20 protein-coding genes are annotated in these 19920 nt (G+C 55.5%); 15 read left to right on the forward strand and 5 right to left on the reverse strand.

Features of this window, described 5'->3' with window-relative positions; all coding sequences use genetic code 11:
- The first annotated feature begins 159 nt into the window (after positions 1-159).
- Positions 160-477 (forward strand): met regulon transcriptional regulator MetJ, encoded by a 318-nt coding sequence (metJ, locus tag HHI26_RS20320; protein WP_133846350.1) that lies wholly within the window; start codon positions 160-162, stop codon positions 475-477.
- Between the two features lie 169 nt (positions 478-646).
- On the opposite strand, the gene rpmE is transcribed toward metJ, so the two are convergent.
- On the reverse strand, positions 647-859 hold the full coding sequence (gene rpmE, locus HHI26_RS20325; RefSeq protein ID WP_133846351.1) for a 50S ribosomal protein L31: 213 nt from the start codon (positions 857-859) through the stop codon (positions 647-649).
- A gap of 217 nt (positions 860-1076) precedes the next feature.
- On the opposite strand from rpmE, the gene priA reads away from it, so the two are divergent.
- From priA to rraA, 7 genes are all read left to right on the forward strand, one after another.
- Positions 1077-3275 (forward strand): primosomal protein N', encoded by a 2199-nt coding sequence (priA, locus tag HHI26_RS20330; protein WP_133846352.1) that lies wholly within the window; start codon positions 1077-1079, stop codon positions 3273-3275.
- Positions 3276-3481: 206 nt separating this feature from the next.
- Positions 3482-4519: a DNA-binding transcriptional regulator CytR gene (gene cytR / locus HHI26_RS20335; RefSeq protein ID WP_133846353.1), complete on the forward strand. Its 1038-nt coding sequence runs from the start codon at positions 3482-3484 to the stop codon at positions 4517-4519.
- Between the two features lie 179 nt (positions 4520-4698).
- The gene (ftsN, locus tag HHI26_RS20340) at positions 4699-5598 is read left to right on the forward strand and encodes a cell division protein FtsN (RefSeq protein WP_159338329.1); all 900 of its coding nucleotides are present in this window, start codon (positions 4699-4701) and stop codon (positions 5596-5598) included.
- Positions 5599-5688: 90 nt separating this feature from the next.
- On the forward strand, positions 5689-6219 hold the full coding sequence (hslV, locus tag HHI26_RS20345; RefSeq protein WP_133846355.1) for an ATP-dependent protease subunit HslV: 531 nt from the start codon (positions 5689-5691) through the stop codon (positions 6217-6219).
- A 12-nt stretch (positions 6220-6231) separates the two neighbouring features.
- On the forward strand, positions 6232-7563 hold the full coding sequence (gene hslU / locus HHI26_RS20350) for an HslU--HslV peptidase ATPase subunit (RefSeq protein WP_133846356.1): 1332 nt from the start codon (positions 6232-6234) through the stop codon (positions 7561-7563).
- A gap of 164 nt (positions 7564-7727) precedes the next feature.
- Positions 7728-8654 (forward strand): 1,4-dihydroxy-2-naphthoate polyprenyltransferase, encoded by a 927-nt coding sequence (locus HHI26_RS20355; RefSeq protein WP_133846357.1) that lies wholly within the window; start codon positions 7728-7730, stop codon positions 8652-8654.
- A gap of 106 nt (positions 8655-8760) precedes the next feature.
- The gene (rraA, locus tag HHI26_RS20360; protein ID WP_133846358.1) at positions 8761-9246 is read left to right on the forward strand and encodes a ribonuclease E activity regulator RraA; all 486 of its coding nucleotides are present in this window, start codon (positions 8761-8763) and stop codon (positions 9244-9246) included.
- 74 nt (positions 9247-9320) lie between these two features.
- Here the strand turns inward: rraA and zapB are convergent, their stop codons facing one another.
- Complete coding sequence (gene zapB, locus HHI26_RS20365; RefSeq protein WP_133846359.1) at positions 9321-9560, reverse strand: cell division protein ZapB; 240 nt, start codon at positions 9558-9560, stop codon at positions 9321-9323.
- A gap of 445 nt (positions 9561-10005) precedes the next feature.
- On the opposite strand from zapB, the gene HHI26_RS20370 reads away from it, so the two are divergent.
- The 3 genes from HHI26_RS20370 to glpX all read left to right on the forward strand — a co-directional run bounded on the left by HHI26_RS20370 (position 10006) and on the right by glpX (position 13508).
- Positions 10006-10848, forward strand: a complete 843-nt coding sequence (locus HHI26_RS20370; protein WP_167864835.1) for an MIP/aquaporin family protein — start codon at positions 10006-10008, stop codon at positions 10846-10848.
- Positions 10849-10882: 34 nt separating this feature from the next.
- The gene (glpK, locus tag HHI26_RS20375) at positions 10883-12397 is read left to right on the forward strand and encodes a glycerol kinase GlpK (RefSeq protein ID WP_133846361.1); all 1515 of its coding nucleotides are present in this window, start codon (positions 10883-10885) and stop codon (positions 12395-12397) included.
- 100 nt (positions 12398-12497) lie between these two features.
- A complete protein-coding gene (gene glpX / locus HHI26_RS20380) occupies positions 12498-13508 on the forward strand; it encodes a class II fructose-bisphosphatase (protein ID WP_133846362.1) in 1011 nt (336 codons plus the stop codon).
- 146 nt (positions 13509-13654) lie between these two features.
- Here the strand turns inward: glpX and emrD are convergent, their stop codons facing one another.
- The gene (emrD, locus tag HHI26_RS20385; protein ID WP_171149578.1) at positions 13655-14833 is read right to left on the reverse strand and encodes a multidrug efflux MFS transporter EmrD; all 1179 of its coding nucleotides are present in this window, start codon (positions 14831-14833) and stop codon (positions 13655-13657) included.
- 307 nt (positions 14834-15140) lie between these two features.
- Between emrD and fpr the strand changes: the two genes are divergently transcribed.
- Complete coding sequence (gene fpr, locus HHI26_RS20390) at positions 15141-15887, forward strand: ferredoxin--NADP(+) reductase (protein WP_133846364.1); 747 nt, start codon at positions 15141-15143, stop codon at positions 15885-15887.
- On the opposite strand, the gene HHI26_RS20395 is transcribed toward fpr, so the two are convergent.
- Positions 15878-16321: a DUF805 domain-containing protein gene (locus tag HHI26_RS20395; protein WP_133846365.1), complete on the reverse strand. Its 444-nt coding sequence runs from the start codon at positions 16319-16321 to the stop codon at positions 15878-15880. The genes fpr and HHI26_RS20395 overlap by 10 nt on opposite strands.
- Positions 16322-16412: 91 nt before the next feature.
- Here HHI26_RS20395 and HHI26_RS20400 point away from each other — a divergent pair, with 91 nt between their 5' ends.
- Both HHI26_RS20400 and tpiA read left to right on the forward strand, forming a co-directional pair.
- On the forward strand, positions 16413-17006 hold the full coding sequence (locus HHI26_RS20400) for a YiiQ family protein (RefSeq protein ID WP_133846366.1): 594 nt from the start codon (positions 16413-16415) through the stop codon (positions 17004-17006).
- A gap of 118 nt (positions 17007-17124) precedes the next feature.
- Positions 17125-17892 (forward strand): triose-phosphate isomerase, encoded by a 768-nt coding sequence (gene tpiA, locus HHI26_RS20405; protein WP_133846367.1) that lies wholly within the window; start codon positions 17125-17127, stop codon positions 17890-17892.
- A gap of 31 nt (positions 17893-17923) precedes the next feature.
- On the opposite strand, the gene HHI26_RS20410 is transcribed toward tpiA, so the two are convergent.
- Entirely contained in the window at positions 17924-19357 is a 1434-nt protein-coding gene (locus HHI26_RS20410) for a PLP-dependent aminotransferase family protein (RefSeq protein ID WP_171149579.1), read from the reverse strand.
- A 59-nt stretch (positions 19358-19416) separates the two neighbouring features.
- Here HHI26_RS20410 and HHI26_RS20415 point away from each other — a divergent pair, with 59 nt between their 5' ends.
- Positions 19417-19872 (forward strand): carboxymuconolactone decarboxylase family protein, encoded by a 456-nt coding sequence (locus HHI26_RS20415; RefSeq protein WP_133846369.1) that lies wholly within the window; start codon positions 19417-19419, stop codon positions 19870-19872.
- The last annotated feature ends 48 nt before the right edge of the window (positions 19873-19920 follow it).

Raw genomic sequence — 19920 nt, forward strand, 5'->3', positions numbered from 1 at the left:
AATGTCTTTGCGTATAGATTGAGCAATGCGTCAATAACCGTTAGAATTATGTCGATATACCCCAGAGAAAGTTGTGCCATCCCGGTGTGATAGCCATCGACTTCGGGCATAATTAGCCAAATTTCGGCAATTCTACATTTAATATGATTAAGGTAACTCATGGCTGAATGGAACGGCGAATATATCAGCCCTTACGCTGAGCACGGTAAAAAAAGCGAGCAGGTTAAAAAAATCACGGTATCCATTCCGTTGAAAGTATTAAAGATTTTGACCGATGAGCGCACCCGCCGCCAGGTTAATAACTTGCGTCATGCCACCAACAGCGAACTGCTGTGCGAAGCATTTCTGCATGCATTTACCGGCCAGCCTCTGCCGGATGATGTTGACCTGCGCAAAGAACGCAGTGACGAAATTCCCGAGGAAGCAAAAGCGATCATGCGTGCAATGGGCGTCGATCCTGAGACCTGGGAATACTAAACCGTTCGGTTATCCGGTCAGGCACCTGATGTCACATCAGGGCCTGCCGGGTTACCCGATAGCCCCGCATATTACACACCGCCGCTTCCCGATAAGCAGGCATAAAAAAACCCAGCCAGAGGCTGGGTTTTTTTTACATCCGAAACGGTAACCGTTTCTTTCAGGGTGCTTATTTAGCGCCTGGGATGCTGAAACGCTTGTTGAAGCGATCCACACGGCCGCCGCTAGCAACATCACGCTGCTTACCGGTGTAGAACGGGTGGCAGTTGCCACACACGTCCAGGTTCAGGTCGTGACCCACGGTAGAGCGGGTTTTGATTTCATTACCGCAAGAACATTTAGCAGTAACTTCAGCGTAATTAGGGTGAATACCTTTTTTCATGGGAAAACCTCAGTTAAGGCCGTGTCGCTCTCCCGCGCCAGGATCACTCCTGCACCGGCACCACACGAAGATTAATATTTCAAGTGAAGTTGATACCAAAATGCCATACCAACGGCGGCGAACTATACAGAAATTAAACAGCCGCCGCAATCGGATCCGCACATTCCGGACGACACAGTGTACACTAACTGGCCCTGTTTTTCACCCGGATGAATCCATGCCCGTTGTTCAGGTCGCGCTACCCGTTCCGCTTGCCCGCAACTTTGATTATCTGTTGCCACCTCACCTCAGCCATGCCGTGGTCGGTGGGCGCGTCAGCGTGCCTTTTGGTAAGCGCAAGGCGATCGGCGTGGTTGTCGGCATTGTTGAACACAGCGATTTCCCCCTCGACCAGCTAAAAAGCGTGCATGAGGTGTTAGATAGCGACTCACTGTACCCCGCCTCCTTGTGGCGCATCCTGCTATGGGCTGCTGATTATTATCATTATCCACTGGGTGAAGTGCTGTTCCACGCCATGCCCGTGCTACTGCGTCAGGGCAAACCCGCCGAAGAAGCCCCTCTCTGGCAATGGCTGATGACAGAAGAAGGCAAAGCGACCGCACCGGAAAGCCTCAAACGTGCCCCAAAACAGCAGCAGGCACTGGCTGCGCTGCGACACAGCGGGCTGTATCGCCATGAAGTCAGCCAGCACGACATCACTGAGGCCACACTGCAAGCGCTGCGGGCGAAAGGCCTGTGTGAGCTGCGCGCCCAGCCACGTGCCCACCAGGACTGGCGGGAAAATTATACGGTGAAGGGCGAACGTCTGCGGCTCAATACTGAACAAGCGACCGCCGTGGGAGCCATACGCAGTGCCGACGATCAGTTTTCTGCCTGGTTACTCGCGGGGATCACCGGATCGGGTAAAACTGAGGTTTATCTCAGCGTTCTGGAAAACATTCTGGCCAACGGCCGCCAGGTGCTGGTGCTGGTGCCAGAAATCGGTCTGACACCGCAAACCATCGCCCGCTTTCGTGAGCGCTTTAGCGCCCCGGTGGATGTGCTGCATTCCGGGCTGAACGACAGCGAACGCCTCGCCGTATGGCTGCGCGCGCGCAGTGGCGAAACAGCCATTGTGATTGGCACCCGCTCTTCCCTCTTCACGCCGTTTGCCCGTCTGGGCGCCATCATTATTGATGAAGAGCATGACAGCTCTTACAAACAGCAGGAAGGCTGGCGCTATCACGCACGCGATCTGGCGGTGTTTCGTGCCCGTCAGGAAAATATTCCAATCGTGATGGGCTCAGCGACCCCAGCGCTGGAAACCCTGCAAAACGTTCAGTCCGGTAAATATCGCCAGCTTAACCTCAGCAAACGCGCCGGAAATGCCACCAAAGCCACACAGCTGCTGGTCGACCTGAAAGGCGTCAAGCTTCAGGGTGGCCTGTCTCCGATGCTGATTAAGAAAATTGGCCAGCATCTTAAAGCCGATAACCAGGTGCTGTTGTTCCTCAACCGTCGTGGTTTCTCGCCAACGCTGCTGTGCCATGAATGCGGCTGGATTGCCGAATGCCAGCGCTGTGACCGTTACTACACCCTGCACCAGCATCAGCGCCAACTGCGCTGCCATCACTGTGACAGCCAGCGTCCGGTTCCCCATCAGTGCCCGCAGTGCGGTTCCACGCATCTGGTGCCGGTTGGGTTGGGAACCGAACAGCTCGAACACAATATTAGTGAGCTGTTCCCGGGCGTCCCCCTGACGCGTATCGACCGCGATACCACCAGCCGTAAAGGGGCGCTTGAGCAGCAACTGGCTGAGGTTCATCGCGGCGGGGCGCGCATTCTGGTCGGAACGCAAATGCTGGCGAAAGGCCACCATTTCCCGGATGTCACGCTGGTGTCACTACTGGACGTCGATGGCGCGCTGTTCTCGGCAGACTTTCGTTCGGCCGAGCGCTTTGCTCAGCTGTATACCCAGGTCGCGGGGCGAGCAGGCCGTGCCGGTAAACAGGGGGAAGTATTGTTGCAGACCCATCATCCGGAACATCCCCTGCTGCAAACCCTGATGCATCAGGGTTACGATGCCTTCGCCCACCAGGCACTCAGCGAGCGCAACAGCGTGTTCCTGCCACCGTTCACCAGCCACGCTCTGTTTCGTGCAGAGGATCACGACAACCAGCAGGCCAACCTCTTCCTGCAGCAGCTGCGCAATTTGCTCGAAGCCAGCCCACTTAACAGTGAATCATTCTGGGTCATGGGCCCGGTTCCGGCATTGCAGGCAAAACGCAGTGGCCGGTATCGCTGGCAGCTCCTGCTTCAACATCCTTCGCGCGCCGTCTTGCAGCGCCTGATTAAATCCAGCTTGCCCCTGATCTCAACACTGCCTCAGGCCCGTAAGGTGAAATGGACGTTAGATATCGACCCGACAGAAAGCTGACAACGTAATCGATTGCCTGCAAAGTTGCGCACTGGATCGAAAAAAGTCGCACAAGTCACAATTTTTATGCAAATTAAGTAACAGCCACCTCGCATATCTGTTAAGAATGCGGGGGCGTTCACCGCAAGCGACATGTTGAGTCGCCGGACAATACATCGTTATTAGTTGGTCAGGTCGGCTCAGGGGCTGGCGTGAGGAGAAAAGCGTTGGAGCAGAATCAAGACACATCCGTGGTGACCATGAAAAACGTGGCTGAAAAAGCCGGCGTATCAACGGCGACGGTTTCCCGCGCCCTGATGAATCCGGAAAAGGTCTCTGCTGCAACACGCTATAAGGTTGAACAGGCGGTGATCGCCGTCGGCTACTCCCCGCATTCAATGACGCGCAGCGCGCGACGCAGTGAATCACGGACCGTACTGGTGATTGTGCCAGATATCTGCGACCCATTTTTCAGTGAAATTATTCGTGGCATTGAAGTCGTGGCGGCGGCTGAAGGGTATCTGGTACTGATTGGCGACTGTGCTCACCAGAACCAACAGGAAAAATCCTTTCTTAATCTGATGCTGACCCGCCAGATCGACGGCATGGTGCTGCTTGGCTCCAATGTCCCTTTTGACACCGGAGTGGAAGAGCAACGTAATCTGCCGCCAATGGTTATGGCCAATGAGTTTGCACCGGAGCTGGAACTGCCAACGGTCCATATCGATAATCTGACGGCAGCCTTTGAAGCCGTTAACCACCTGCAAAAGCTCGGACATCGCCGCATTGCCTGCATCTCCGGCCCGGAAGAGATGCCGCTGTGCCAGTATCGCCTGCAGGGCTATATTCAGGCTCTGCGCCGTCACGGCATGGCGGTCGACCCGACCTATATCGTGCGGGGTGACTTCACCTTCGATGCCGGTTCGCAGGCGATGAAACATCTGATGACCCTGCCGAAACCGCCCGATGCCTTGTTCTGTCATAGCGATATCATCGCACTGGGTGCGATGTCACAGGCGAAGAATATGGGCCTGCGCGTACCAAAAGATCTGTCAATCATCGGCTTCGATGATATCGAACTGTCACGCTACAGCGATCCGCAATTAACCACCGTTGCCCAGCCGCGTTTCAACATAGGTCGCGAAGCGATGCTACTCTTGCTGGAGCAGTTGCAGGGCAGGATGGTCAGCAATGGTTCACGCCTGCTGGACTTCGAGCTGAAAATTCGCGGGAGCACCGCGCCCTCCCTGCGCGACGAAGATTGATTTTTCCCAGATAGCGGGTAGCACGCCATGCCTGCTTTTGGGCAAAAATCAGCGGATTCTTAGTAAGATCGCTGCTGGTCAAACTTCCGGCCCTTCAGTAACATGGCGGGCTATCATCGGGTACACATTTTCACTCTTTTAGCCCGGCCTTACCTTCATCGATTATTAGCGGAACGATAGTGGCACAAAAAGATTATGTAGGCCGCGGGCGTTCGACAGGGACGCGTCGCAAAAATACCAACAGTCGCAGCAAGAAGCGCAGCAGTGGGTCCGGTGTATCAAAAATCATGATAGTGCTGGCGGTTGCCGTTCTGGTCACCTTTATTGGTGGCTTGTGGTTTATCGCGCATCATAAAAAAGAAGATACACCAGTGATCCCTGACCACAAGGCGACCGGCAATGGCCTGCCACCCAAACCGGAAGAACGCTGGCGCTATATCAAAGAGCTGGAGAACCGTCAGCTTGGCGTTCCTACGCCTACAGAACCGACGTCAGGGGGCGAAGCACATTCCCAGACCCAGTTAACCGATGAACAGCGTCAGCTACTGGACCAGATGCAGGCCGATATGCGCCAGCAACCTACTCAGCTCAACGAAGTGCCGTGGAATGAACAAACGCCGGCGCAGCGCCAGCAGACCATTCAACGTCAGCAGCAGCAGGGCCAGCTTCAGCAGCAGTCGCGTATGCCGCAGCAGCAAACGCAGCCGCGCACGCAGCCACAGACTCAAACTCAGACACCGCGCCCGGCGCCGATAACTCCGGTCACCCGCGAACCTGTTCGCCAGCCGAAACCGGAAATTGCCGCGCAGCCGAAAGTGGAAACCAAGCCAAAAGAAGCGGAAAAAGAGAGCGCGCAGCGCTGGATGGTGCAGTGTGGCTCCTTCAAAGGTACCGACCAGGCCGAGTCCATTCGTGCTCAGTTAGCTTTTGAAGGATTTGAAAGCAGGATCACGACCGGCGGTGGCTGGAATCGTGTCGTTATCGGACCGTATAACAACCGCAGTGCGGCCGACAGCACGCTAAAACGCCTGCGTGGTTCCGGCCACTCAAATTGTATTCCTCTGTCCATCGGGGGTTGAAACCCCTCAAACCCGCCCCATATCTGATTGCATCAGTACCCCGTACAAAACGTGCGGGGTCATCTTCCGACTGCAATAAGGGGTCTGCCCGTGACAACAATAGTAAGTGTACGACGCAACGGCCAGGTAGTAATTGGCGGTGATGGCCAGGCTACCCTCGGCAATACCGTGATGAAAGGCAACGTCAAAAAAGTGCGTCGTCTCTACAATGACAAAGTCATTGCGGGCTTTGCGGGCGGTACCGCCGATGCCTTCACTCTGTTTGAACTTTTTGAACGCAAACTGGAAATGCACCAGGGTCATCTGGTGAAAGCCGCCGTCGAACTGGCAAAAGACTGGCGCACCGACCGTATGCTGCGCAAACTTGAAGCACTGCTGGCCGTGGCCGATGAAAATGCCTCGCTGATCATTACCGGTAACGGGGATGTCATCCAGCCAGAAAACGACTTAATTGCTATCGGTTCAGGCGGTCCATACGCTCAGGCAGCAGCCCGTGCGCTGCTGGAAAACACCGATATCGGCGCACGCGACATCGTGGAAAAAGCGCTAGGTATTGCAGGTGATATCTGCATCTATACCAACCATAACCTCACCATCGAAGCATTACCGTCTAAAGCGTAAGGATCCTAATTTATGTCTGCTATGACTCCGCGCGAGATTGTCAGCGAACTGAACAGATTTATCATCGGCCAGGATGGCGCCAAACGCGCCGTCGCCATCGCGCTGCGTAACCGCTGGCGCCGGATGCAACTGGACGAAGAGTTACGTCATGAAGTGACGCCAAAAAACATTCTGATGATCGGCCCAACCGGGGTCGGTAAAACGGAAATTGCCCGCCGCCTGGCAAAACTGGCTAACGCTCCCTTCATCAAAGTGGAAGCGACCAAGTTCACCGAAGTGGGCTATGTGGGTAAAGAAGTGGATTCGATTATCCGCGATCTGACCGATTCTGCGATTAAAATGGTGCGCTCACAGGCGATTGAGAAATATCGCTACCGTGCTGAAGAGTTGGCAGAAGAACGCATCCTCGATGTGCTGATCCCACCGGCCAAAAACAACTGGGGCCAGAATGAAGCGGCACCCGAGCCTTCTACTGCACGCCAGTCTTTCCGCAAGAAACTGCGTGAAGGCCAGTTGGATGACAAAGAGATCGAAATCGATCTGGCTGCCGTATCCGGTGGCGTAGAAATCATGGCACCTCCAGGCATGGAAGAGATGACCAGCCAGCTCCAGTCGATGTTCCAGAACCTCGGCGGCCAGAAACAGAAACCTCGTAAGCTGAAAATCAAAGAGGCGATGAAACTGCTGGTGGAAGAAGAAGCCGCCAAGCTGGTGAACCCGGAAGAGCTGAAGCAGGAAGCGATCGACGCGGTTGAACAGCACGGTATCGTGTTTATCGATGAGATCGACAAAGTCTGTAAACGGGGTGAATCGTCCGGTCCTGACGTGTCTCGCGAAGGCGTACAGCGTGACCTGTTGCCGCTGGTCGAAGGCTGTACGGTGTCGACAAAACACGGCATGGTAAAAACTGACCACATCCTGTTTATCGCTTCCGGCGCATTCCAGGTAGCCAGCCCGTCAGACTTGATCCCTGAGTTGCAGGGCCGTCTGCCTATCCGCGTTGAACTCCAGGCGCTGACCACGCACGACTTTGAGCGCATCCTCACAGAGCCAAGTGCCTCCATCACCGTGCAATATAAAGCACTGATGAACACGGAAGGCGTAGAGATTAACTTTACCCCTGACGGCATCAGTAAGATTGCGGCTGCGGCATGGCAGGTGAATGAGACCGCTGAAAACATCGGTGCACGTCGTCTGCATACCGTCCTGGAGCGTCTGATGGAAGACATCTCCTACGACGCCAGCGACCTGAATGGCCAGTCGATTACCATTGATGCCGAATATGTAGGCAAACATCTCGACGAGCTGGTGGCTGACGAAGATCTCAGCCGCTTTATCCTGTAAGTAAACGGCTCGACACATCAGGAGGCTTCGGCCTCCTTTTTTTATATCCTGCACCAACTTGACCAGGATTAACTCCCGTTGTTAAAAAGGCGCTTACCATGACACCGATATCGTGCTGGCACTCGCCGCACTGGACCTGAAACGGATCGGAGGCGCAACCTGTCATGGATAATACTCAACTGGCTCCCCCACTCTCAATGCCCCAAGCCTGGTTGGAAAGCCTGCGTCTGCGCACACTGCCGCTGGCCTGTGCCTCGATCATTACCGGTAGCGCTCTGGCGTGGCATCAGGGGCATTTTGACCCCTCCATCGCCCTGCTGGCGCTGCTGACCACCACTCTGTTACAGATCCTCTCTAACCTGGCGAATGACTACGGCGATGCGCTGAAAGGCAGCGATACGCCGCAGCGTATCGGGCCGTTGCGTGGCATGCAGAAAGGGGCGATCACCAAAGAGCAGATGCGCATCGCGCTGATGCTGACCGTGGCCATCACCACCGGCTGTGGCCTGCTACTGATCCTGCGGGCCTGCCAGTCTCCCGCCGATATCCTCGGCTTTGTGGCGATGGGCGCGCTGGCGATAGTCGCAGCCATCGCTTATACCGTGGGGAAAAAACCCTATGGCTATCTTGGCCTTGGGGATCTGTCTGTGATGATCTTCTTTGGCTGGCTGGGGGTCATCGGCAGTAGCTATCTGCAAACACACCAGATTGATCTGCTGCTGCTGCTGCCCGCCAGTGGCTGTGGCCTGCTGGCGACCGCCGTACTGAACGTCAACAACCTGCGCGATATCGACAGCGACCGGCAGAATGGGAAATTTACGCTGGCAGTTCGCCTGGGTGCACATGGAGCACGCCGCTATCATGCCGTGCTGTTAACCACCGCACTGGCCTGCTTTGCTCTCTACAGTGCGCTGGTCAGCCTGCGTCCGGTGGGTTGGTTATTCCTGCTCGCGGCACCTCTGTTGTGGCAGCAGGGACGTTTCATTTTGCGAGAAACCAGTGCACTGGCGATGCGACCCATGCTGGAAAAAACCGTTAAAGCAGCCCTGCTGATCAATATCCTGTTTGCCATCGGCTTAGTGTTCAGCTAAACGCGATGTGCTTGACCCATCGCAATTTTTAACAATTGATGATTTTGCCAACAGTGGCCTTTAAGCGATATACTTAGCCCTCCTGCGGCAAACAGACGAAACCCCTATGAAATACGATACTTCAGAACTGTGCGACATCTACCATGAAGATGTGAATGTCGTTGAACCGCTTTTCTCAAACTTTGGTGGTCGCACCTCGTTTGGCGGGCAAATCACCACGGTAAAATGTTTCGAAGATAACGGGCTGCTCTATGATTTGCTGGAGGAAAACGGCCGTGGTCGTGTTCTGCTGGTTGATGGTGGTGGTTCAGTACGCCGTGCGCTGGTGGACGCCGCGCTCGCAACGCTGGCTCAGCAAAATGAGTGGGAAGGCATTGTGGTGTATGGTTCTGTTCGCCAGGTGGATGATCTGGAAGAACTGGATATCGGCATTCAGGCCATCGCGGCTATTCCTGCCGGGGCTGCAGGTGAAGGCATTGGTGAAAGCGACGTGCGGGTGAACTTTGGTGGCGTCACGTTCTTCTCCGGCGATCATCTGTACGCAGACAACACGGGAATGATCCTGTCCGAAGACGCGCTCGACATCGAATAAAGACGAACATATAAAATGGGTGCCCCAGGGCACCCGTTTTCTGCTTGCTTCCTGCTTTTACGCCAGGTGCAGCATTACACCTCTTCCATTTTTCCCAGCAAAGCCCGCAGACGATCCTGCCAGACATGCTGCTCTTCTTTTAACTGCTGATTTTCACGCACCAGCGCATCACTGCTGCCTGCTGCCTGCTGAACCTGCTGGTTCAAATTACCGTTTTGTTCTTTAAGCTCTTCGATTTCCATCTGCAACAGCGTGATGGTATCAATCGCCTGCTGCACTTTCGCTTCCAGTTTCTCGAATACTTCAAATGACATGTCTATAACCTCTCCTAATCGCAGGGCGTTGATGATGCTAGCCGCAGGGGTGAGGAATGAACCGGCATTCCGCGGATAACAACGATTCTCCGATTGTAAGTAGAGCGACAGCTCAAGTCCAGCAGCGAACCCTTACAGGGCGTAGTCTGTAACAATTTTCAGTCTATACCTGGTCTCATTAACATCTTCCCCCTCCTGATGTAAGGTCAGCGTTAAATAATTGCGCATTTCACACGCGATCAAACGCGCACCAGGTCGTTTTTGGAAAGCAAAAATACGCGAAAACGCTCATTTTTATGACACAGAACACAATTTTTGATTTCGCTATTTCTCGTTTGTGCTCGTTAACGATAAATTCACAACAGCCCTACATAAGATTTGGGTGATTCACGGATGAAGCAAAACTAAGAAGCTAAACCATTAACCTCGCCTTCAGGAATTCATCATGAGTCAGACAACAAGTACACTTAAGGGGCAGTGCATCGCCGAGTTTCTCGGCACTGCCACGATCATCTTTTTCGGTGCTGGCTGCGTGGCCGCAATGAAAGTTGCCGGAGCCAGTTTCGGCCTCTGGGAAATCAGTATTGTCTGGGGCCTGGCCGTTGCGATGGCCGTCTATCTGACCGCGGGTATTTCAGGTGCTCACCTGAACCCCGCCGTCAGCGTCGCGCTGTGGCTATTCGCCAATTTCGAAGGGCGTAAAGTGCTGCCCTATACGATCGCACAGGTAGCGGGTGCATTCTGCTCCGCAGCGCTGGTGTACGGCCTGTATCACAATCTCTTCCTCGATTACGAACAGACACATCACATGGTACGTGGCAGCGTCGAGAGTCTCGACCTCGCGGGCATCTTCTCCACGTACCCTAACCCGCACATCAGCGTAGGCCAGGCATTCCTGGTTGAAATGGTCATTACCGCTATCATGATGGCATTGATTATGGCACTGACCGATGACGGTAACGGCCTGCCGCGTGGCCCGATGGCACCGCTGCTGATTGGTTTCCTTATCGCCATCATCGGCGCCGCAATGGGCCCACTGACCGGCTTTGCACTGAACCCGGCACGTGATTTCGGACCTAAGCTGTTCGCCTGGGTGGCTGGCTGGGGTAATGTTGCCTTCACCGGTGCCCGTGATATTCCGTATTTCCTTGTTCCGATCTTTGGCCCACTGATCGGTGCAAGCCTCGGTGCCTTTGGCTACCGCGCCCTGATTGCCAACAACCTTCCGGGTAAGGTTGTGGAGAAACAGGAAAAATCAGCACCGCGCGCTGCACAGCGTAAAGCGTAATCCTGCTCATTGCTTACACCATCAGGAACCTATTATGACCGTAGAAAAAAAATACATTGTCGCACTCGACCAGGGAACCACCAGCTCCCGCGCCGTGATTCTGGATCATGACTCCAATATCGTTGCGGTATCACAGCGTGAATTCCAGCAAATCTACCCGAAAGCGGGTTGGGTTGAGCATGACCCGATGGATATCTGGGCGTCACAGAGCTCCACCCTGGTCGAAGTCCTGGCGCATGCGGACATTAACTCTGACGAAATTGCCGCGATTGGTATCACCAATCAGCGTGAAACCACCATTGTGTGGGACAAAGAAACCGGCAAGCCGATTTACAACGCCATCGTCTGGCAGGACCCGCGTACCGCCGACTACTGCTCGAAGCTGAAAAAAGAAGGCCTGGAAGAGTACATCCGTCATACCACGGGTCTGGTGATTAACCCGTACTTCTCCGGCACCAAAGTGAAGTGGATCCTCGACCACGTGGAAGGCTCCCGCGAGCGTGCACGCCGTGGCGAACTGCTGTTCGGCACCGTCGACTCCTGGCTGGTGTGGAAAATGACGCAGGGACGGGTTCATATCACCGACTACACCAACGCCTCCCGTACCATGATGTTCAATATTCACAAGCTGGAGTGGGATCAGCGCATGCTGGACATTCTCGATATCCCGCGTGAAATGTTGCCGGAAGTGAAATCCTCGTCAGAGGTTTACGGCCAGACTAACATCGGTGGTAAAGGCGGAACGCGTATTCCAATCGCCGGTATTGCGGGTGACCAGCAGGCGGCGCTGTATGGCCAGCTGTGCGTCCAGCCGGGTATGGCGAAAAATACCTATGGCACGGGCTGCTTTATGTTGATGAACACCGGTACAGAAGCGGTGACCTCAACACACGGCCTGCTGACCACCATCGCCTGCGGCCCACGTGGCGAAGTGAACTATGCGCTGGAAGGTGCGGTGTTTATCGGCGGTGCATCCATTCAGTGGCTGCGTGACGAAATGAAGCTGATCAGTGACTCTACTGACTCCGAATATTTCGCCACCAAAGTCAAAGACACCAACGGCGTGTATATGGTGCCTGCATTCACCGGTTTGGGTGCCCCCTACTGGGACCCGTATGCCCGAGGCGCTATCTTCGGCCTGACGCGTGGTGCCAATGCTAACCACATCATTCGCGCCACGCTGGAGTCCATTGCTTATCAGACGCGTGACGTGCTGGAAGCGATGCAGAACGATGCCAACACCCGTCTGCAATCACTGCGCGTTGACGGTGGTGCCGTGGCGAACAACTTCCTGATGCAGTTCCAGTCCGATATCCTCGGTGCGCGCGTTGAGCGTCCTGAAGTGCGTGAAGTGACTGCGCTGGGTTCTGCTTACCTTGCCGGTCTGGCAGTGGGCTTCTGGAAAGATCTGGATGAAGTGCGCGCCAAGTCCGTCATCGAGCGCGAATTCCGCCCAAGCATCGAAACCACCCAGCGCAACGTGCTGTACGCAGGATGGAAGAAAGCCGTCGCCCGTGCGCAGGCATGGGAAGACGCTGACGACAAGTAATCATCTCCTGCCCGTGGTCGCCTGACCACGGGTATCTCCCTTCCCCGCTCCGCTCCCTGTGATAAACTTCCCGCCTCATTAGTTTCCTTAAAGGCATGTCATGAAACGAGAACTGGCGATTGAATTTTCCCGCGTAACAGAAGCAGCGGCACTGGCTGGCTATAAGTGGCTGGGGCGTGGCGATAAAAATGCGGCAGACGGTGCAGCCGTACATGCAATGCGCATCATGCTCAACAAAGTGGATATCGACGGTCAGATCGTGATTGGCGAAGGGGAAATTGATGAAGCGCCGATGCTGTATATCGGCGAGAAAGTCGGGACAGGCAACGGTGATGCGGTGGATATTGCCGTCGATCCCATTGAAGGTACGCGCATGACCGCACTGGGGCAGGCCAATGCACTGGCGGTCATGGCCGTCGGGGACAAAGGCACCTTCCTGCACGCACCGGATATGTATATGGAGAAGCTGGTGGTCGGTCCTGGGGCTAAAGGCGCTATTGACCTTAACCTGCCGCTGGAAGAGAACCTGCAACGCGTTGCCCGTGCCCTGAATAAATCCCTGACAGAACTGACCGTGACCCTGCTGGCGAAACCACGCCACGATGCGGTGATTGCCAGCCTGCAACAGCTTGGCGTACGCGTATTTACGTTCCCGGACGGTGATGTTGCCGCGTCGATCCTGACCTGCATGCCGGACAGCGAAGTCGACGTGATGTACGGCATCGGTGGCGCACCGGAAGGCGTAGTCTCCGCAGCGGTGATCCGTGCGCTGGATGGCGATATGCAGGCTCGTCTGCTGGCACGTCATGACGTTAAGGGTGATACCCCTGAGAACCGTCAGTTGGGCGAACAGGAGCTGTCACGCTGTGCGGAAATGGGGATTGCTGCCGGACAGGTGCTGAAGCTGGAAGAGATGGCGCGCAACGACAACGTGGTTTTCTCCGCGACCGGCATTACCAGCGGCGACCTGTTAAAAGGCATCACCCGTCAGGGCAATATGGCGACCACTGAAACGCTGCTGATACGTGGTAAATCCCGCACCATCCGCCGTATTCAGTCGATCCATTACCTCGATCTGAAAGACGAAAGCCTGCACCCGTATATTTTGTGATCGTCTACCGTCTCAGTAGGTGTCAATGCGGGTCGGGCATGCCCGACCCCTACACGGCTTCTGAGACCGTAGGGGTCCCTACACGGCCTCTGAGACCGTAGGGGCGAGGCACGCCTCGCCCGGTACCAAAGCGGGTAATGACAGCCTTACACCGCGTGCGGCTGTGGATGTTTTGACAGCGGCAGCCAGCAGAGCAGGATCAGCAGCGCAGTGGCAAACATCAGCATCCCCAGACTGAACTGACCGGTTTGCGGCAACAGCGCAGACAGCCACGCGACCAGCCCAGAACCAAGATTCTGTAATCCCCCCACCAGCGCTCCGGCGGTGCCCGCCATATACGGCCAGGGCTCCATTGCACCCGTCGTTGCCAGCGGAAACAGCATCCCGGCACCGAAAAAGAACAGCGATGCCGGCACAATCAGCGTCCACAGATTCATCACGCCCAGCCAGCCGGGGATCCACATCATCACGCCCGCCAGCAGGCAGCTGTTCACCGCATACCACATCACCGTGGTGAAGGGTTTCTCACTGCGCCCGGCAAACCAGGCACCAAAGAAGGCCGCAGGCAGGGGCAATATAAACAACACGCTGACGGCGAGGCTGCTCATACCCAGTACACCTCCCATCAGCACGCCACAGCTGGCCTCAAACACCGCAATCCCAGACAGCGCACCGATCAGAATCACCAGATAACGGACAAAACTGCTGTCGGCCAGCAGTGGACGGTAACGGGAGAACAGCGGGCGTGTCTGCTGTCCTGCGGGACGCGTTTCCGGCAGCCAACGCAGCATCACGCCAGCAACAATCAGGCACAACAGCAGTAAAAAAGCGAAACAACCGCGCCAGCCAAACAGGTGTGTCAGCCCGGCACCAATCACGGGAGCAATCAACGGACTGACCAAAATTCCCATGTTAAGCAGGCTGTTGGCCTGACGCAGCGCACTACCGGCGTAGAGATCACGCGGCATTGTGCGCGCCATCACCCCGGCAACACCCGTGCCCATTCCCTGAATAGCAGCCCCCAGCACCAGGCCATTCAGACTGCCTGCCAACAGTGCGGTGAGCGATCCGGCAATAAACACCGCCATTCCCATCAGGATCACCGGGCGACGCCCGATACTGTCAGACAGCGGGCCGTAAAACAGCTGCGAGGCACCGTAGGCCATCAGATAGGCAGCCATCACCCGTTGTACCGCACCATCGCGTACATGGAAGACATCAGCAATGGTCGACATCGCCGGAACATAGATCGTCTGCGCCATCTGTCCCACCGCCAGCAACGCCATCAGCATCACCAGCAAATGGCCATTTTCTATTTTTTTCATCACATAAAGACTCATCTTAAAGCGGAAATTTGCCCGTTTAGCACGGGCAGCCAGTCATGCCGGCACAATGGCGCTGAAAATATCAGGAATGGGTGGCAAAGCGAGGGGGTCGCGGTAAATAACGCTGACGCCACTGTCAGTAAAAGCAGGCGTGTCTGTAAAACATTTTTTACGCTACGTTTAAATAGTGCTCATACTTTGTCGATATGAGCTTTCACGCGGGCCGTCGGGTGGAAAAAAAACCGATGGCTGGCGAAGATAGCCGCAGAGACGTCACTTATGTCGCAAGCGAATGAAGGAGTTTTTTATGGCCGTATGGGTCAACGCCCGCGTTAAACATGTCACCGACTGGACTGACAGCCTGTTCAGTCTGACGGTGACCGCTCCCATCGACCCGTTTACCGCCGGGCAATATGCCAAGCTGGCACTGGAAATTGACGGTGAACGTGTGGTGCGCGCCTATTCCTTTGTGAATGCGCCCAGCAATGAAAATCTGGAGTTCTACCTGGTCACCGTGCCGGAAGGGAAACTAAGCCCACGACTGCATGCGTTGAAACCCGGCGATGAGGTGATGATTACCCAGGATGCTCAGGGCTTCTTTGTACTGGATGAAATCCCTGAGTGCGAAACGCTGTGGATGCTGGCAACCGGCACCGCCATCGGGCCGTATCTGTCGATTTTACAGGAAGGAAAAGGGCTGGAGCGCTTCAAAAATATCGTACTGGTCCATGCCGCACGTTATGCACAGGATCTGAGTTATCTGCCAGTGATGCAGGCATTACAGCAGCGTTACGTTGGGAAACTCCAGATTCAAACCGTGGTCAGTCGCGAAGAGAGCCCGGGCTCACTGACGGGCAGAGTGCCCGCGCTGATAGAGAGTGGCCAGCTGGAAGCGGTGACCGGGCTGAGCATCGATGCCGAACAAAGCCATGTCATGCTGTGCGGCAACCCGCAAATGGTGCGCGATACCCAGCAAGTTTTAAAAGAAACCCGCGGCATGCGTAAACATCTCAAGCGCAAACCCGGGCATATCACCAGCGAACATTACTGGTAATCCGGTGAGCGGCGGCGCAGATACACCACAGGCTGCGTCGCTTTGCCAAACCGGTTATCACCCGGTGTACCCGCAAAACCGCCCAGTTCAACCACCATACCGACCATGATCAATGTGGGAATAAAACGGCCCACCAGCCACTGCGCATCTGCCGGCAATATCGCCCAGTGCCCGGCCATCAGCATCCAGGCGACGATAAACAGCAGCGCCCACTGGCCGCCTTTGTTACGGTCGTGCAGTCGTTTTACCATGACAGCGCTGGTGGGCCACAGCAGGGCCACCACGCAGAAAGCGGCCGTCTGCGTATCCAACAGACCATTGCCTGCCAGCGTAAAGAGCAGCACCAGCATCAGCAGCCAGGCCACCTGCCAGATCCAGAAGTCGCGCCGTCCCAGGCGACCACGAAAAGAGAAACACCATTGCTGTAACGTCATTATTTTTATCTCAGAGTCCGGGTGCCCTTTGACTTTGCCGGTCATTGTCCGTTTTAATCTTGGGCTGAGTTTACTGGTTAGGGTCATTGAAATGAAGAACGCGATTTTGGCAGCAGTTGCACTGCTATCCGCAATGACGATCGCTGCGGCACACGCCGATCCGGACCCGCAGGATCGGACTGAGCATTTGCCTGGCGCGCCCTACTTACAGGCCGGCGCCCCCACCTTTGATATGACTATCGGCCAGTTTCGCGAAAAGTATAATGCTGCCAATAAAACGTTACCGTTAAGTGAATATCGCGCCATTGACAGCAGGAATGATAAAAGCAATCTGACGCGTGCTGCCAGCAAGATCAACGAAAATCTTTATTCGTCGACTGCACTGGAACAAGGCACGGGAAAAATCAAAACGTTGCAGATCACCTGGTTGCCCATTCCCGGCCCGGAACAGAAAGCCTCACGCGATAAAGCGCTGGCGTACATCGCAGCGCTGATTCATTACTTCGAACCGATGCTGAGTGAAGCCCAAAGCCAGAAACGTGCCGAGGCGCTGGTGACCAAAGGCAAAGGCTCTCGCTTTTACCAACAGACCGAAGGGGCACTGCGCTATATCGTGGCCGATAACGGCGATAAAGGATTAACCTTTGCGGTGGAACCGTTAAAACTGGCCTTGAGCACACCCTGAGACGACAGGCCCAAAGGATGACGAAAAGCAAAGCCTTTCCGATGTTTGATCTCTATACTGTCTGGCAGACAATGCTGCCTGCTGGCAGCTTTAATACTCTCTAAGCGTGGAGGATACAATGCGACATCCATTAGTTATGGGTAACTGGAAACTGAACGGCAACAAACACATGGTCAACGAGCTGATCGCCGGTCTGCGTACCGAGTTGAGCGGTGTTGATGGTTGTGGTGTGGCGATTGCTCCGCCTGTTATGTATCTGGATCAGGCGAAACATGCCATTTCCGGTAGCCATATCGCACTGGGTGCGCAGAACGTTGACGTTAACCTGTCTGGCGCTTTCACCGGTGAAGTCTCTGCCGACATGCTGAAAGATCTGGGCGCGCAATACATCATCATCGGCCACTCTGAGCGTCGTACTTATCACGCTGAGAGCGATGAGCTGATCGCGAAAAAATTCGCTGTGCTGAAAGCAGCCGGTCTGATCCCTGTACTGTGCATCGGCGAAACTGATGCAGAAAACGAAGCGGGCAAAACCGAAGAAGTGTGCGCACGTCAGATCGATGCCGTGCTGAACACCCTGGGCGCTGACGCGTTCAACGGCGTGGTTGTCGCTTACGAACCTGTATGGGCTATCGGTACCGGCAAATCTGCCACCCCTGCTCAGGCTCAGGCCGTTCACAAATTCATTCGTGACCATATTGCGAAGAAAGATGCTGCGGTGGCCGCTCAGGTCATCATTCAATACGGCGGTTCTGTGAACGATAAAAATGCGGCAGAGCTGTTTGCTCAGCCAGACATCGACGGTGCCCTCGTGGGCGGCGCATCACTGAAAGCGGATGCTTTCGCGGTGATCGTTAAAGCTGCTGCTGCAGCGAAAAAAGCCTGATGATGCCTCCTGCCCCTCCCCGGGGCAGGATTTAACCGAATGTCCCGACCAGCGCTTTCAGCTGCTGCGCACACGCCTCAAACCCTTCACGTGGGATATTCGTCACACTCAGTACCAGCCCATAACGACGACGCCCCTCATCCTGATACCACACCGACAGCGGTGTTGGCGCCATGCCAAACGCCAGTGCTTCCTGCGCGATGCGCGTATCCTGGCATCCCTCTGGCAGCGCAATGATCACCGCCAGTGCCGCACGCGTTGCCTGCGGGAACAGCGGTTGCAGTGCTGCCAGCAGCGCCACCAGCCGTTCGTTGTACAGCCGCTTCATCCGGCGTAAATGACGCATAAAGTGGCCTTCGTGCAGAAATTCAGCCACCGCGTTGTGCAGCACAAAGGACGAGGCGGGTGCCAGCAACGCAGCTGCCTCAGCAAAATGTGCCGCCTGTGATGCCGGAACAACCAGATAGCCCAGACGCAGCGACGGGCTGATGTTTTTACTGAAAGTACCAATATGCAGCACGCGCCCACCATCCAGCGCAGCCAGGGCCGGGGCCGCCCGCCCTTCCAGCTGCAACTCACCGAGATAGTCATCTTCAATAATCCAGCTTGTCTGGCGTTCCGCCCACGCCAGCAGCGCCGCTCGCCGTTCCAACGACAGCGTCATACCTAACGGGGCCTGCTGACCCGGCGTGACCAGCACCGCAGCGGCATCTGCTGCCAGCCGTATTCCTTCCTCCACGCACAGTCCTTGCTCATCCACGGCAACGGGAACGGCTTCGACACCTGCAAGCGTTAGCGCTTTACGGGCCAGCAGATAACCGGGGTCTTCTGTCCATACCGACTTGCCACGCAAACCCAGCGCCAGGCAGATCAGTCCCAGCGCCCCGGCATAACCATTGGTGATCATCACCTGCGAAGCCTGACAACGTATGCCGCGAGCCATCGACAGATAGCTGACCAGTTGTTCCCGCAGTGCCAGGCTGCCACGCGGATCGGAATAGCCGATCGGTTTACTCACCATTTCCCGGGCATGACGCGTGAGAATGCGCGACCAGACCTTGGCAGGAAAGGCATCGTTGGCAGGCACGCCCATCTGAAACGTCAGCGGCGGACGATCAAAAGCGTGGATAACCGACGCCAGCGGTGCCATCACTGCCGTATCCGACAGCAGACTTTTTCCCGGTGAGTGGTGAACCTCGCTCACCCAGGTGCCCGCCGATCCTTTCGCCACCAGCCGCTGACCGTCGACCAGCATGTCATACGCTGTGCGTACCGTGCCACGTGCCACACCAAGCTGTGCGGCCAGATCGCGGCAGGAGGGGACGCGCGATCCGGGCTTCAGACGCCCTTCATCAATCGCCTGCGTGATCCCCTGACGGATCTGCTCACTCAGCGAGTGGCCCGTATCGCGCCGCAGCAGAATATCGGGAACGGATGGACCATTATTTTTATGAATTCCTGGCACTTTTAGCCGCCCATAAAACAGATGAGAATGGCGCCCTACCCAGATAAAAGGACAAGGCAATGAGCGAACGTATCAACTTCTACACCACTTCACCCGCGGGTATGAAAGCACTGGCAGGTGTCTCAGGCTATGTCACGCAAAGCGGTTTGCCACACGATATTATTGAGCTGGCCTTCCTGCGCGTCTCTGAGATCAACGGCTGTGCTTACTGTATCGACATGCACACCAAAGCGTTACATAAAGCGGGCCTGCCCTGGGACAAAATTGTGCTCACCAAAGTCTGGCGCGAAGCGGGTAACTGGTTCTCCCCACGTGAACAGGCGGCGCTGGCCTGGGCAGAATCATTGACGCTGATTGCACAGACCCACGCGCCGGACGCGGTTTTTGCTCAGGTGCAAGCGGAATTTAGTGACAAAGAGATCACCGACCTCACGATCACCATTGGTTTAATGAATGCTTACAACCGACTGGCGATCGCCCTGCGTAAATTGCCGGACAGTGCTCCTCGCCCCTAACTTCATTCTGTTCAAATAGTTACCCCTCATTATCCTGTGGGATATCCT

The sequence above is a fragment of the Erwinia sp. JH02 genome (assembly GCF_013074405.1).
Lineage (GTDB): Bacteria > Pseudomonadota > Gammaproteobacteria > Enterobacterales > Enterobacteriaceae > Erwinia > Erwinia rhapontici.

Excerpts from the sequence above, each read along its gene's own strand:
- metJ (WP_133846350.1), top strand. The coding sequence starts at position 160 with ATGGCTGAATGGAACGGCGAATATATCAGCCCTTACGCTGAGCACGGT.
- rpmE (WP_133846351.1), bottom strand. The coding sequence starts at position 859 with ATGAAAAAAGGTATTCACCCTAATTACGCTGAAGTTACTGCTAAATGT.
- priA (WP_133846352.1), top strand. The coding sequence starts at position 1,077 with ATGCCCGTTGTTCAGGTCGCGCTACCCGTTCCGCTTGCCCGCAACTTT.
- hslU (WP_133846356.1), top strand. The coding sequence starts at position 6,232 with ATGTCTGCTATGACTCCGCGCGAGATTGTCAGCGAACTGAACAGATTT.
- HHI26_RS20355 (WP_133846357.1), top strand. The coding sequence starts at position 7,728 with ATGGATAATACTCAACTGGCTCCCCCACTCTCAATGCCCCAAGCCTGG.
- rraA (WP_133846358.1), top strand. The coding sequence starts at position 8,761 with ATGAAATACGATACTTCAGAACTGTGCGACATCTACCATGAAGATGTG.
- zapB (WP_133846359.1), bottom strand. The coding sequence starts at position 9,560 with ATGTCATTTGAAGTATTCGAGAAACTGGAAGCGAAAGTGCAGCAGGCG.
- HHI26_RS20370 (WP_167864835.1), top strand. The coding sequence starts at position 10,006 with ATGAGTCAGACAACAAGTACACTTAAGGGGCAGTGCATCGCCGAGTTT.
- glpK (WP_133846361.1), top strand. The coding sequence starts at position 10,883 with ATGACCGTAGAAAAAAAATACATTGTCGCACTCGACCAGGGAACCACC.
- glpX (WP_133846362.1), top strand. The coding sequence starts at position 12,498 with ATGAAACGAGAACTGGCGATTGAATTTTCCCGCGTAACAGAAGCAGCG.
- emrD (WP_171149578.1), bottom strand. The coding sequence starts at position 14,833 with ATGAAAAAAATAGAAAATGGCCATTTGCTGGTGATGCTGATGGCGTTG.
- fpr (WP_133846364.1), top strand. The coding sequence starts at position 15,141 with ATGGCCGTATGGGTCAACGCCCGCGTTAAACATGTCACCGACTGGACT.
- HHI26_RS20395 (WP_133846365.1), bottom strand. The coding sequence starts at position 16,321 with ATGACGTTACAGCAATGGTGTTTCTCTTTTCGTGGTCGCCTGGGACGG.
- HHI26_RS20400 (WP_133846366.1), top strand. The coding sequence starts at position 16,413 with ATGAAGAACGCGATTTTGGCAGCAGTTGCACTGCTATCCGCAATGACG.
- tpiA (WP_133846367.1), top strand. The coding sequence starts at position 17,125 with ATGCGACATCCATTAGTTATGGGTAACTGGAAACTGAACGGCAACAAA.
- HHI26_RS20415 (WP_133846369.1), top strand. The coding sequence starts at position 19,417 with ATGAGCGAACGTATCAACTTCTACACCACTTCACCCGCGGGTATGAAA.